General features: G+C 64.0%; 8 protein-coding genes. All 8 read left to right on the top strand.

All coding sequences use genetic code 11. The features are described from left to right. Nucleotides 1-170: 170 nt before the first annotated feature. The 8 genes from ACYVHH_RS11210 (at nt 171) to ACYVHH_RS11175 (ending at nt 13,386) form a co-directional block, all read left to right on the top strand. On the top strand, nt 171-1,373 hold the full coding sequence (locus tag ACYVHH_RS11210) for an HD-GYP domain-containing protein (protein WP_460565229.1): 1,203 nt from the start codon (nt 171-173) through the stop codon (nt 1,371-1,373). Nucleotides 1,374-1,384: 11 nt separating this feature from the next. Further along, nucleotides 1,385-4,381, top strand: a complete 2,997-nt coding sequence (locus ACYVHH_RS11205) for a PAS domain S-box protein (RefSeq protein WP_460565228.1) — start codon at nt 1,385-1,387, stop codon at nt 4,379-4,381. Between the two features lie 10 nt (nt 4,382-4,391). After that, nucleotides 4,392-5,528 (top strand): response regulator, encoded by a 1,137-nt coding sequence (locus ACYVHH_RS11200; RefSeq protein WP_460565227.1) that lies wholly within the window; start codon nt 4,392-4,394, stop codon nt 5,526-5,528. Continuing rightward, nucleotides 5,521-5,856: an Hpt domain-containing protein gene (locus tag ACYVHH_RS11195; RefSeq protein WP_460565226.1), complete on the top strand. Its 336-nt coding sequence runs from the start codon at nt 5,521-5,523 to the stop codon at nt 5,854-5,856. Before ACYVHH_RS11200 ends, ACYVHH_RS11195 begins: the two co-directional genes overlap by 8 nt. A 498-nt stretch (nt 5,857-6,354) precedes the next feature. After that, nucleotides 6,355-7,338: a 2,3-diaminopropionate biosynthesis protein SbnA gene (sbnA, locus tag ACYVHH_RS11190; RefSeq protein ID WP_460565225.1), complete on the top strand. Its 984-nt coding sequence runs from the start codon at nt 6,355-6,357 to the stop codon at nt 7,336-7,338. A gap of 9 nt (nt 7,339-7,347) precedes the next feature. Next, nucleotides 7,348-8,361, top strand: a complete 1,014-nt coding sequence (sbnB, locus tag ACYVHH_RS11185) for a 2,3-diaminopropionate biosynthesis protein SbnB (RefSeq protein WP_460565224.1) — start codon at nt 7,348-7,350, stop codon at nt 8,359-8,361. Then, nucleotides 8,358-10,835 (top strand): Pls/PosA family non-ribosomal peptide synthetase, encoded by a 2,478-nt coding sequence (locus ACYVHH_RS11180; RefSeq protein WP_460565223.1) that lies wholly within the window; start codon nt 8,358-8,360, stop codon nt 10,833-10,835. Before sbnB ends, ACYVHH_RS11180 begins: the two co-directional genes overlap by 4 nt. A 1-nt stretch (nt 10,836) precedes the next feature. Continuing rightward, entirely contained in the window at nt 10,837-13,386 is a 2,550-nt protein-coding gene (locus ACYVHH_RS11175; protein ID WP_460565222.1) for a non-ribosomal peptide synthetase, read from the top strand. The last annotated feature ends 32 nt before the right edge of the window (nt 13,387-13,418 follow it).

Raw genomic sequence — 13,418 nt, 5'->3', positions numbered from 1 at the left:
AATATCAATAAAATCAAAAATAGGGTATTGATGTAGTTAATTTAAGGTGTTATAAATAAATATAAGAGTAGATTTTGGGTTTTTTGTGGATTTTTTATATCAATTTAGTGCATGGCTGACCCAAACCGGTGGTGGGTCGGCAGCCGATCGGTGACCAGCAGAGCTAAGTTATGGGAGACCGCTATCTGCCCTTGTCGCTGGGCGTGTTGACGCTGGACAGGGCCATGCCTGTGGATCTGTGGAACGAGCACGGCATCCTTTTGCTCGCCCGCGGGCAGCCAGTCACGTCCCACACCCAGTTGCGCAGCCTGGCGGCGCACCGGCCGATGGTGCGCGCCGACGACTACCTGAAGCATTGCCGGGAGGGAGGCGATCCCGAGTTGATCCGCAGCGGCACGCTGGTTGCTGACTTGCCAGCTGCGCCCGAAGCCGAACCGGGTGGACCTGTGCCCATGGAGAACGCTGCTGATGCGGCAGCGGCGTGGATCAGGCTGCAGAAGGTTCTGTCCGCGGTGTTGCGAAATCCCGAAGGCAACGACTTTGCCGTGAGACTGGACGCGGTGTACCGGCAGGTCAAGGGGCTGGCGGCCGATCGCGCCGACGAGAGCCTGTTCATGCTGCTGCAGATGATGCAGGACCAGTCGCTGGGTTACAGCGCGTCTCATGCCTTGCTGGTGGCGGTGCTTTGCGAGTTGCTGGGTGACGAGACGGCGCAGCCCGGCTGGTCCACGCACAGCCTGAGCCACGCGGCCCTCACCATGAACATGGGCATGTTCTCCTTACACAACCAACTGGCGCTGCAGCGCACGCCGCTGGAAGAGGCGCAGCGGGAGCAGATCCGCAAGCACCCAGAGGAAAGTGCCCGCATGCTGCGGGAACTGGGCGTCACCGACTCTTTGTGGCTGGAGCTGGTTCGGGAGCACCACGAATCGCCGGACGGCAGCGGCTACCCTGCGGGGAAGCGAAACCTCTCGCGCGAACAGCGGTTGCTGCACATGGCTGATCTTTTCGTGGCACGCATCAGCCCCAGGGCGAACAGAAAGCCGTTGCTGCCGCTGGTTGCGTTGCGTGACACGTACAGCAGCCTGATCGAAGGCAACAAGGAGCTGGGAGAGATGCTGGTTCGCCGCCTGGGGTTGTACCCGCCAGGCAGCTATGTGAGGCTGAAGAACGGGGACACTGCGGTGGTGATCCGCCGGGGCCAGAAAGTCAGCCAGCCGCAGGCCGTCGCGATCGTCAATGGCCAGGGCATGCCGATTGCCTTGCCGGTGTTGCGTGACACTGCCTATCCGGCGTTTGCCGTTCTCTCGGTTGTTCCTGCCGAGTCTGTCAAGGTCCGCATCGATCCGGCGCGGATCATGCGGCGTTTGTGAGGAGTCCCGCCATGGACAAGAACATTCCCGCCACGCATTACGACGGCGCCCGCGATGAGCTGGAGATGCGCTGGGGCTCTGGCGCCATCAGGTATGCCGAAGACGTGAGCCGTGGCATCACGCTGGGCTACGACGCCAGCGGACGGCTGGCATCGATCCGGGTCCACGACGCGTCAATGCGCGTAGCGGAGGGTGCGGCCGCCGCCATCCCGCCAATCGCGCCTGATGGCGAGACGCTGTTGCGCTCCGTGATCGATGAGACGCCTTACCCCATTCTGGTGAAGGACGATCAGGGCAACTTCGTCCTAGCGAACCGTGCGCTGGCGGAGCTGTACAACACCACTCCGGCGCAGATGGCTGGAAAGCACGATGGGCATTTCGGTGTCTCGACAGAGATGGCGGACGCCTTCCGCGAGAACTGTCTGGACATCCTGGCTCGGGGCCGGACGGAGGTTGTTTTCGAGGACAGCCGCGATGCGGTGTCCGGGGAGATCAGGCATTACCGGTCCATCAAGAAACCGATCCGTGACTCGGTTGGCCGCGCGCAGCTCCTGGTGATTGCCCAGGACATCACTGACATGGTGCACAGCCAGCAGCTGGTGGCCGAAAGCGAGCGGCGCCTGCAGGAGGTGCTGCGCTTGACCCGGGAAGGCATCTGGGACTGGCATGTGCCCAGTGGACGGGTCCACCACAACGCGCAGTGGTATGCGTTGCTGGGGTACGCCGATGACGAGGTGCCGGCGACGGTCGATGGGTTCGCTGAGCTGATCCACCCTGATGACAAGGCGCAGGTTTTCCGCCGCATACAGGAAATGATGGACGGGCAGGCCAGCGAGTACTACTCCGAGCACCGCCTGCGCACCTCGAAAGGCTACATCTGGGTCCGGGACCGGGGCGGCGTCTCCGAGCGGGACGCGCAGGGGCGGCCCGTCAGGGTGCTGGGCAGCGTCACCAACATCACGGAGCGCAGGCTCCAGGAGCAGCTGGTGGCCGATCAGCGCAGGCGGCTGGATGACGTGGTGGAGGCCACCAACATCGGCCTGTTCGAGTGGAACTGCCAGACAGGCCGCCAGTCGGTGGACGAGCGGTGGGCTTCCATCGTCGGCTACCGGGTGGATGAACTGGAGCAGACGGTTGCCGGTACCTGGCGTTCCCTGGCCCACCCCGACGACCTGGCCGTGGCGGACCGCATCATGGACCAGCACCTCTCGGGCGAGATACCCATCTTCGAGTGTGAGGTGCGGCTGCGGCACCGGTCCGGTCACTGGGTCTGGGTGATGGCGCGGGCCAAGCTGATCAGCCGGGATGCCCATGGCCACCCCTTGCTGGTGACTGGCACCCACCAGGACATATCCCGCCTGAAGGAAGCCGAAGCCAAGGTCCGCGAGACCGAGGAGCTGTTGCGCTCGGGCATAGAGACGATCGACGAAGCACTGGTGATCTTCGATCCGGACGACCGGCTGGTCTACTGCAACAAGCGTTACCGCGACACGTATCCCACCATACGCGACATCATCCGGGTGGGCGTCAGCTTCGAGCAGATCGTGCGTACGTGGAAAGAGCGCGGCGGTGGCGACCCTCCGGAGGAGGGCATCGACAAATGGGTGGAGCAGCGTGTGCGCGCCCACCGCGAGGGCAGCCTCTTTGTGCAGCGCGTTGAAAACGGGCGCTTCATGCGGGTGCTGGAGCGGGTGAGTTCCAACGGCTACATCGTCGGGTTCCGGGTGGACATCACCGAGCTTGTCGAGGCCAGGCAGGCTGCCGAAGCGGCCAACGTGGCAAAGAGCCGGTTCCTGGCGACGATGTCGCACGAGCTGCGCACGCCGATGAATGGCATTCTTGGCATGGCGCAGCTGTTGCAGCAGGACGATCTGACAGAGGCGGAGCGCGTCAGCTTTGCCAGCACCATCCTGCAGTCTGGCGAGGCTTTGCTCGCGTTGCTCAACGACATCCTGGACCTGTCCAAGGTGGAGTCCGGCAAGGTGCAGCTTGAGCGCATGCCCCTGGACCCGGCCCTGCTGCTCGAGGAAACCCGTTGCCTGTTTGCCGAGACCGTGCGCGCCAAAGGGCTGTGCTTTGACCTGAAGTGGGCTGGCCCGGCGGGCGGGCGGTACTACACGGATGGTGGACGCGTGCGGCAGATGCTGAACAACCTGGTCAGCAACGCGATCAAGTTCACCCAGATGGGGCAGATCAGCGTGAAGATCGAGCTTCAGGCACCGCCAGCCCTGGCGGATGGATCAGGCAGTGCCATGCTCGAATTCACCGTGACGGACACGGGCATCGGCATTCCCGTCGACAAGCAGTCCCTTCTGTTCCACCCCTTCACGCAGGTGGACGCCTCCACCACCAGACAGTACGGGGGAACGGGGCTGGGGCTGTCGATCGTGCGCAGCCTTTGCACGTTGATGGGCGGGGAGGTGGGTGTCAGCAGCGTGCCGGGCGAAGGGTCACGGTTCTGGTTCCGCGTGCCCGTGGACGAGGCACTGGAAACCCCTGCGCAAGATGCCTTGCAACCCGCAGAGGCCGGCGTCGAGCCTTGGGGCAAGCCCGGGGGCACCGCGAAGCCGCAGGGTGTTCATCCCGTGCTTGCCGGGCGCGTCCTGGTGGTAGAGGACCACCCCATGAACAGGATGGTGGTGGACAACATGCTCCGGCGGCTGGGGCTGTCAGTCGCCATCGCGCATGTCGGCCAGGAAGGCGCGGAACTCGTGGAGTCGGGCGAAACCTTTGACCTGATCCTGATGGACGTGCAGATGCCCGTGCTGGACGGCTATGAGGCGACGAGGCGCATCCGGCTATGGGAGAGCATGGCGCCGGACCGCAAGCGTCTTCCCATCATCGCCCTCACGGCGAATGCCTTTGCCGCCGACCGCGACAAGGCGCTGCAAGCCGGGATGGACGACTTCATCGTCAAGCCAATGGCCCTGCCCAGGCTGCGCGAGGTGCTGGGCAAGTGGCTGGCGTCGAATGAGCAAGGTCAGCGCGCGTGTGTGGCAACAGATTGAGACAACGATCATGAATGCAGAAGGAACCCTGGAGATGCGCAAGCCGCGAGTGATGGTGGTGGACGACTCGCCCGCGAGCCTGGAGCTGCTGGGCTTTGCACTGAGGCAGGAGCACGAGGTGATGGTTGCCCACAGCGCCGAAACGGCTATGGTGCTCATGGAGCAGGAGGGTCTGCCCGAGGTGTTCCTGCTTGACGTGGTGATGCCCGGCATGGACGGCTACGAGCTGTGCCGCCGCCTCAAGGCCGACCCCGGCACGGCGGACATCCCTGTGATCTTCCTGACGGCCAGGGGCGACCCCCAGGACGAGGTCAAGGGCTTTGCCTGCGGTGCCGTCGACTACATCGTCAAGCCTGCTCCGGCAGCTGTCGTGCGGGCGCGGGTCAACACGCACCTGGAGTTGCGGCGAACCCAGAGCCTCCTGGCCAGCGCCAATCGTGAACTGGAGGGCGAAGTCGCAATCCTGGAGTCGGGCATTAGGGGGCTGGCCAACATGGGCAACGCCCTGGGCAAGGATGCCAGCCGGCGGCTGGAGCGGATCCAGCTTTACGTGGCGTGCCTGACCGGGCAATTGCGAGCCGCCGGGCCGCACGCGCTCAGCCTGCCGCCGCGCATCCAGGAAAAAATGGTCAAGGCGTCGGTGCTTTACGACATCGGCAAGATCGGCATTCCCGCCAGCATTCTTGGCAAGCCTGGACCCCTGCAGGAAGCTGAATGGGCGGTGATGAAAACCCACGCGGAACTGGGCGGGCAGGCGCTGCAGGGAGTGATCAGCGAAGTGGTTGCGCAGGTTGGCGGGCATGTGCTCCACACCGGTGAACAGGGCGGGCCGCTGACCTTTCTGGAGCTGGCGCGGGACATGGCCCTGTACCACCACGAGCACTGGGACGGCGGCGGTTATCCGCTGGGCCTGCGTGGCGACGCCATTCCCCTGTGTGCACGCATTGTGGGCCTGGCGGACGTTTACGACGCCTTGCTGTCAAGGCGCGCCCACAAGGCTCCTTGGCCGCGCGAGCGTGTACGGGAGCACCTGCGCGCAGCCAGCGGGCGGCAGTTCGACCCGGCCATCGTGGCGGCATTCGAAGTGGTGGAAGATGCCATGCACGGCATCTGGCTGCGCAACACCGAGGAGAACGAGCGTGTGTGAGTTCTCCCCCTCCGAGCAGGCGGCCATCGACACCTATTTTGAAGGGGACCGGGACTTCTTCCTGGCTTACCGGGACTCGTGCCTCCGCCAGCTGGTGGACGACGTTGCCGCGGGTGACCAGGCGTGCAGCCTCTGCGACCCGCGCGGCCTGCGCCGCGTCGTGCATACGCTTAAGGGCATTCTCAAGTCACTGGGGCGTGAGGAACTGGCGGCGCTTGCGCAAACGCTGGAGTCGGAGCTGGACGAACAGACCTGGTCGTCAGGTTTCGTTGCCCGGTGGGAGGCGTTGGCGCGCGCCCTGCAGGGTACGCCAGGCCAGCAGGCCTGAGCCAGAGGCGGTTGAAGCCAGCCGGCCGGTAGACCGGCGTGAATCGGCTGCCGCATGAAAAATAATATTGCAGTGGTGACCAATTGTTGATTACATATTGGTTTTGTTTTTCGTGTGCCTAATTTGGTTCGAGAATACTTATGGAATTGCTTTCGTGAGTCGCGAACTTATTTGTTGAATATCGGTCGCACGTGTTGCATTGATTGTTATCTTCGAGGGGATAATATTCTTTGTATTGATAGTGATTTGAGATATTTTTAAATTGGAAGGGGTGTCGAATATCGGGAAATTTTCTTCAAATTGATGGGTTCAAAATGTCAATCTGGAATGCGGGATTTGATCTTGCAATTTGGATGAATCTTCAATCTGCAGATGCTTCCATGCATTCTTTGGCGGGCGGTGCGAAGCGCCACTTGCACCACAGGTAATGGTGAACAGAGGAGGGATTGACACAGGAGTGTGATCATGTCATTCAACTCTGGCCAAGGCCCTGGTTTGATGGAACCGCAGCAAGGCGTGGTTGCCGAACCGCCTTCCCGTCTCTGCGCAAAGCTGGGACAACTTCGCAAGATGCTGCGGCCGACGCCGCATGTGCCCCTGGACATGGAGGGCATGGACCTTTTTGCGAAACTCGAATTCGTCAATCCTGTCGGTAGTATCAAAGACCGCCCCGCCTACTGGATTCTCAAGTGCGCTGCTGAGCGTGGCGAGATCGACGACGACACGACGGTCATTGAGTCCTCATCGGGCAATTTCGCCACTGCGCTGGCCACCTTCAGTCATCTGGTTGGCTTGCGTTTTATCCCGGTGATTGATCCCAACATTTCTGCAACTTACGAGTCATTCCTGCGGCGCATTTGCCCCGAAGTGGTGAAGGTGCAGGAGCGCGACGATACCGGCGGATTCCTCAAGACCCGCCTAGAAATGGTCAAGCATTTGTGCGCCACGATTCCGAACAGCTACTGGACCAACCAGTACGCCAACGAGGATGCCATAGAGGCGCACTACATGCTCACGGCGGGTGAGATCTGCGCCGATTTCGACACCCTTGATTACGCGTTCATTGCCGTCAGTACCGCTGGAACGATTGCGGGTGTCTCGCGCCGGCTCAAGGAGCATTTCCCGAAGATCAAGATCATTGGCGTTGACAGTGAGGGCTCTGTCATCTTCGGTGGCGCGCCGCGCAAACGCCACATTCCTGGGCTGGGGTCCAGCATCGTTCCGCCGCTGCTGTCGCAGGCCAGGATCGATGACGTGGTGATGGTGCCCGAAAGTGAAACGGCTGCGGCCTGCCAAGAGATGCTTGCCACACAGGGCTTGTTCGTGGGCGGGTCGAGCGGAACCGCGTACGCCGCCGTCAAGCGCTACGCCGCCAGGATGGCAGGCCCCAAGCGCCCCACCGTGCTTTTTCTGTGCGCGGACCGGGGCACCCCCTATCTGGACACGGTGTTCGACAGCAACTGGTCGACACGGCTGGAGTAGGGGGACGCCATGACCTTCGAACTTTCGATCATCAATGGCAAGACCGTTGCCGACATCCTCAGCCCCCACCGGGCAGAGTGCCTGGAGATCGTGCGGCGTGCCTACCTGGCACACGCGCAGGGGCACTCCGTCAACCCGGACAGCTACTTCCTGCGTTTCCCAGCCAAACCCGACTCCCGAATCATCGCGCTGCCCGCCTATCTTGGCGACAGCGTCGACGTGGCCGGACTGAAGTGGATTGCCAGCTTTCCCGGCAACGTCCGGCGCGGCTTTCCCCGCGCCTCGGCGGTGCTCATCCTGAACAGCTACGACACCGGCTACCCGTTTGCCATTCTTGAAAGCTCGATCATCTCAGCATCGCGTACCGCGGCGTCGGCGGCGCTGGCCGCATACTGGCTGAACGGCAAGCGCAGGCGCGCCCGCTCACTGGGCATCGTGGGCACGGGCTTCATCGCTCGCTACGTCTACGAGTTCCTCATCGACACGGGCTGGGAGATCGGCGAAGTGCAGCTGTTCGACCTCATGCCCCACGAAGCCGGGAAGTTCATGGCATCGGCATGCGACGCGGAACGCCACCAACGGATCACCGTGGCACCAGACGCGGCGAGCCTCGTCCGGTCTTGCGACCTCATCGTCTTCACGACCGTTGCCTCCGCCCCTCACATTTCCGATGCCGGGCTGTTCGCGCACAGTCCCGTGGTGTTGAACATCTCGCTGCGCGACCTGGCCCCTGAAGTGCTGCTGGCGTCGCAGAACGTGGTTGACGACGTTGACCACGTCATGAAGGCAAACACTTCGCCACATCTCACCGAGCAGCTGACCGGCAACAGGGACTTCGTCACCGGCACGCTGGCCGAGGTCATGCAGGGGCGCTGCGCGGTAGACCGGCAACGCCCCGTCATTTTTTCTCCCTTTGGCATGGGGATACTCGACCTGGCGGTGGGCAAGTGGGTGTACGAGCAGGCAGTCGCCTCCGGCCGGGACCTGCGCCTGTATGACTTCTATCACGAGGTCGTGCGATGAGCGCCGTCATGGCGGACAGCCAGGACGCCGTCACGAGCATCGAGCACCAGCTGGCCGAGGTGCTTGCCGGCGTCATGCATGCCGACAGCGTGCCGGTCGATCAGGACTTCTTTGCGGAACTTGGTGCCGACTCTCTGGTGATGGCGCATTTCTGCGCCCGGGTGAGGAAGCACGAGGGCCTGCCAGCGGTGTCGATGAAGGACATCTACGCCAACCCGACCGTCCGCCGTCTGGCCGCTGCGCTGGCCGATGCCGCCCCCGTGGCCGCCAAGCCTGAGGCGGCCGTCGCCGCAGCAGAGGCGGCCACGCCCACCAGCGCGCGCGAGTACGTTTTGTGCGGTGTGCTGCAGGCCTTGTTCTACTTCGGCTACACCTACCTGGGCGTGTACCTTGCCGTCGAGGGCTATCAAAAGCTGATACCCGGGGTGGTGGGTGCCGAAAAGGTTCTCCTCCTCGGGTTGTTCGGCAGTGCGGTCTTCGTCGTCGTGTGCATGGTGCCCATCGCGGCCAAATGGCTGTTGATCGGCCGATGGCGGCCCGGGCAGATCCGCCTCTGGAGCCTTGACTACGTGCGCTTCTGGGTCGTCAAGACACTGATCCAGTCGAACCCAGGCATCCACTTGTTCGTCGGTTCACCGCTCTATGGGCTCTACCTGCGGGCGCTGGGCGCGCAAGTGGGGCCGCGGGTCACCATCCTCTCGAAACACATCCCGGTGTGCACCGATCTGCTGACCATCGGCTCGGGGGCGGTGATCCGAAGAGATGCCATCTTCCAGTGCTACCGCGCGCAGGCTGGCCGCATTGAGACGGGCCCCGTGACGCTGGGCCAGGACGTGTTCGTCGGTGAAATGTCCGTGCTAGACATTGGCACTTCCATGGGCGACGGCGCGCAACTGGGCCACGCGTCGGCGCTGCACGGCGGCCAATCGGTGCCGGCAGGCGAGCGGTGGCATGGCTCACCGGCACAGCGCACCCTGACCGACTATGTCCGCGTTGCCCCTGCCCCGTGCGGGGCGTTGCGGCGAACCGTCTACGGCGTCCTTACTCTGTTCGGCGTGCTGTTCCTGATGGCTCCGCTCCTGGAAGGCGGCCTGGGCCTGCTGTTCCTGGCGGTCGAATCGCTCATGGAAGGGGCTGGCATGGGGGCGTACACCAACACAGCCACCGGCGCCATGACGGTGCTGGGGCTGTTGATCGAGTCGCTGGTCTTCTCGGCGGTGCTGTTCTTCGGCGCATTGTTCGCAGGCCTGCTGGCGGTGGGGCTGCTGCCGCGCGTGCTGGGGGTGTTCATCAAGCCGGATGCGGTCTACCCGCTCTACGGCTTCCATTACGCCGTGCACCGGACGATCGCCTGGCTGGGCAGGCAGCGTTTCCTCACGGTGGTCTTTGGCGACAGCTCCTACATCGTCCACTTCCTCACCTGGGTGGGCTACCACTTGTCGCCCGTCGTGCAGACCGGTTCCAACTTCGGCAGCGAAGTCACCACCACCAACCCCCTGCTCACCTCGGTGGGCAGCGGAACGATGGTCGCCGATGGTCTGTACCTGATCAACGACGAGGTGTCGAACTCATCGTTCCGGGTGTCGCGCACGGCCATCGGCTCACGCAACTTCGTGGGCAACTATGTCACCTATCCCACCGGTGCAAGAACGGCAGACAACTGTCTGCTGGCGATCAAGGTGCTGGTGCCGATAGACGGCCCGGTGCGCCAGGGGGTGGGTCTGCTGGGTTCACCGCCGTTCGAAATTCCGCGCTCGGTCGAGCGCGACAACCGCTTCGACCACCTGCAGCGGGGAGAAGCCCGGCGCCGTGGCCTGGCGGCCAAGAACCTCTTCAACCTGCGCACCATCGGCATCTTCCTGTTCACCCGCTGGCTGGGGGTGTGGCTGATGGTGATCGTCAACCTGGCCGCCATCGAGTTGTTCTACGACGTTGTTGCCCATGCGCTCATGGCAGCGTTGATGGCATTCAGCGTGGTGCTGGCCATCGTCTACTACGCGTTGGTGGAGCGCCTCTTCCTGGTGATTGCCCCGCCGCCGCCGCCCATCTGTTCCATTTACGACCCGGCCTTCTGGTGGGTGGAGCGCAACTGGAAGCTGCACCCCATCAGCCTTTACCACGTTTTCAACGGCACCCCGTTCAAGGGCGTGCTCTGGCGGCTGGTGGGTGTTCGCGTGGGCAAGCGGCTGTTTGACGACGGCGTCCACATTTCCGAACCGACCTTGACGGCGATAGGGGACGAATGCGTGCTCAACCACGCCAGCAAGCTCCAGTGCGAATCCCAGGAGGACGGTACCTACAAGTCCGGCCCGACCACACTGGGCACGGGCTGCACGGTGGGCGTGGGCGCTTTCGTGCACTACGGGGTGACCATGGGCGACGGCGCGCTGCTGGCCGCCGATTCCTTCCTCATGAAGGGTGAAGATGTTCCGCCGCGTACCCGCTGGGCGGGCAACCCGGCGCGGGAGAGTTGAGATGAGCACCATCGAACACCGGGGTCGCAGCGTTGCTGCCGAGGCGGCCCGCGCGTACTGGCAATCGGCACTGCTGGAAAGCGGGTTCACCGCCATACCTCGCTGGAACTTGAAACCGGTCGCGGGCACGAGCGAATGCGAGACCGCAGTTCCCGAAGCGTTGATGGCGGCCCTGCAACGGCTGGCCAAGGCCTTGGCGCTGCCTTTCAGCACCATGCTGCTGGCCGCGCACGCCAAGGTGCTCGGCGCGCTCTCCGGCGACCGCGACGTGACCACGGGCTACGCGGTGGGTGAGGGGCCGCCCGTGCCGCTGCGGCTCGCGCTGGCTGCACGTTCCTGGAGCGAATTGCTGCGGCACACTGCCCAGGCAGAAGCCGCGCTGCTGGCGCACCTGGACTTCCCGGTTGCCAGGCTGAAGCGGGAACTGGGGCTGACGCAGCCCCTGTTTGAAACCGAACTCACCCGAGACCCGGGCGCTGCACGGGGGCTGACGGGGGCCACGGTGTTGAAGATCGGTTTCGCAAGGGGCAAGGGGACCCAGAGGCCGGCGGGGACCGTGCTGCGGCTGGCGTACCGGACGAATGCCATCGACGCCGAATGCGCAGCCAGGATTGCGGACTACCACCTGACCGCGCTGTCCCTCATGGCCGTTGACCCAGGGGCGGACCACGCCCGCCAGTCCCTGCTGTCTCCGGCGGAGCTCCACCACCAGCTCGATGGTCTCGCCGGGCCGCGGCGAGAGCTGCCGGGCGGCTCGGTTCACGAACTGTTCGAAGCGCAGGTTCTGGCGCACCCGCGGACCATTGCCGTCGTGCATGGCAGCCAGCGGCTGACGTACACGCAGCTCAACGCGCGTGCCAACCGCCTGGCGCGAACGCTCCTGGCCCAGGGCCTGCACCGCGAAGGTATCGTGGCCGTGGTCACAGAGCGCAATCTGGACTGGGTCACGGCCGTGCTCGCCATCTTCAAGGCCGGAGGGGTGTACCTGCCCATCGAGCCACACTTTCCGGCAGACCGCATGGCGCGCATGCTCACGCGCGCCGGTTGCCGGTTCGCACTCACCGAGCCGGGCAGTGCCACCATGCTCGACCAGGCGCTCGCCTTGCCGTCCGTGGCACAACTCGGCACCCAGCGTCTGATCATCAGCACGGCCTGCGCACCGCCGGGCCCAGCTTCCAATCTGGGCATCACCGCCACCGGCGACCAGCTCGCCTACATCTACTTCACGTCTGGCTCGACGGGCGAACCCAAGGGGGCCATGTGCGAGCACGCCGGCCTCGTCAACCACCTGTTCGCCAAGATAGACGACCTGCAAATCGGCAAGGGCAGCGTGGTTGCCCAGACGGCGCCCCAGTGCTTCGATATCTCTTTGTGGCAACTCGTTGCCGCGCTGCTGGTGGGCGGGCGCACACAGCTGATCGAGCAGGACGTGATCCTGGACGCAGGGCGCTTTGTCGACAAGGTGGCCGATGCCCGGGTCAGCGTGCTGCAGGTGGTGCCGTCCTACCTTGACGTCGTGCTGTCCTGCCTGGAGGCGAGCCCGCGCGCCTTGCCGCACCTTCGGTTCGTGGCGGTCACCGGCGAGGCGCTGAAGAAGACCCTGGCACAGCGATGGTTCGCGGCCCAGCCGGCCATCAGGCTGGTGAACGCCTACGGGCTCACGGAGACCTCGGACGACACCAACCACGAGATCATGGACCGCGTGCCCAGCCGGGAGCGGGTTCCGCTGGGCCGGGCGGTCAACAACGTGCACGTGTACGTGGTCGATGAACACCTGGCGCCCGTGCCGCTCGGCGCCCCAGGGGAGATCGTCTTTTCCGGGGTGTGCGTGGGCCGAGGCTACATCAACGACCCCGAGCGCACTCGACGTGCCTTCATGCCCGACCCGCACCGCCCGAGCCAGCGGCTGTACCGCAGCGGCGACTACGGCCGCTGGCTGCCCGAAGGCAAGCTGGAATTCCTGGGTCGCCGGGACTCGCAACTCAAGATCCGGGGCTTCCGCATAGAAATCGGCGAGATCGAGAACAGCCTGTTGCGCTTGCCGGGGGTGGGTGACGGCGCAGTCGTGGCCGTCGAGCGGGGTGACGGCAAGCAACTGGTGGCCTTCTATGCCAGTGAGCGTCCGCTCGATACCGCCGTGCTGCAAAGGCAGCTGCGTGCATGGTTGCCTGGGTACATGGTGCCGTCGGCATTTCATTGGCAGCCCCAGCTGCCCCTGACGGGCAACGGAAAAGTCGACAAAAAGACCCTGACCGCGCTGGCCAGCGAACTTGGCAGCGCCAGGGCCGGCCAAGGCCCGGTGGCCACGCCAACCGAACAATGGCTGATCCGTGTCTGGGCAGAAATCCTTGGTATTCCGAAACAGGACATCGACCCGCAGACCGACTTTTTCAGGATCGGCGGCACGTCGCTGTCGGCGCTGCGGCTGGTCACCCAACTGAACCGTTCCATATCCCTGAAAGACCTGGCCGGTTGCCCGGTTCTTTCTGATCTGGCTCACCTCATCGAGACCCGCGGCGGGCAACCGGCGCGGGCCGCGCCTGAACGTTAGCTTGCAGGCTGCAAGCACCGAAGGAGATACCC

The organism is Hydrogenophaga aquatica, assembly GCF_054780915.1.
The sequence above is the reverse complement of the archived record's forward strand: the minus strand, read 5'-3'. Positions and strand labels throughout refer to the sequence as shown.

Bases quoted from the DNA above. Each gene is read 5' to 3' on its own strand.
- sbnB (WP_460565224.1), top strand. From the start codon at position 7,348: ATGACCTTCGAACTTTCGATCATCAATGGCAAGACCGTTGCCGACATC.
- ACYVHH_RS11180 (WP_460565223.1), top strand. From the start codon at position 8,358: ATGAGCGCCGTCATGGCGGACAGCCAGGACGCCGTCACGAGCATCGAG.
- ACYVHH_RS11175 (WP_460565222.1), top strand. From the start codon at position 10,837: ATGAGCACCATCGAACACCGGGGTCGCAGCGTTGCTGCCGAGGCGGCC.
- sbnA (WP_460565225.1), top strand. From the start codon at position 6,355: ATGGAACCGCAGCAAGGCGTGGTTGCCGAACCGCCTTCCCGTCTCTGC.
- ACYVHH_RS11200 (WP_460565227.1), top strand. From the start codon at position 4,392: ATGAATGCAGAAGGAACCCTGGAGATGCGCAAGCCGCGAGTGATGGTG.
- ACYVHH_RS11210 (WP_460565229.1), top strand. From the start codon at position 171: ATGGGAGACCGCTATCTGCCCTTGTCGCTGGGCGTGTTGACGCTGGAC.
- ACYVHH_RS11205 (WP_460565228.1), top strand. From the start codon at position 1,385: ATGGACAAGAACATTCCCGCCACGCATTACGACGGCGCCCGCGATGAG.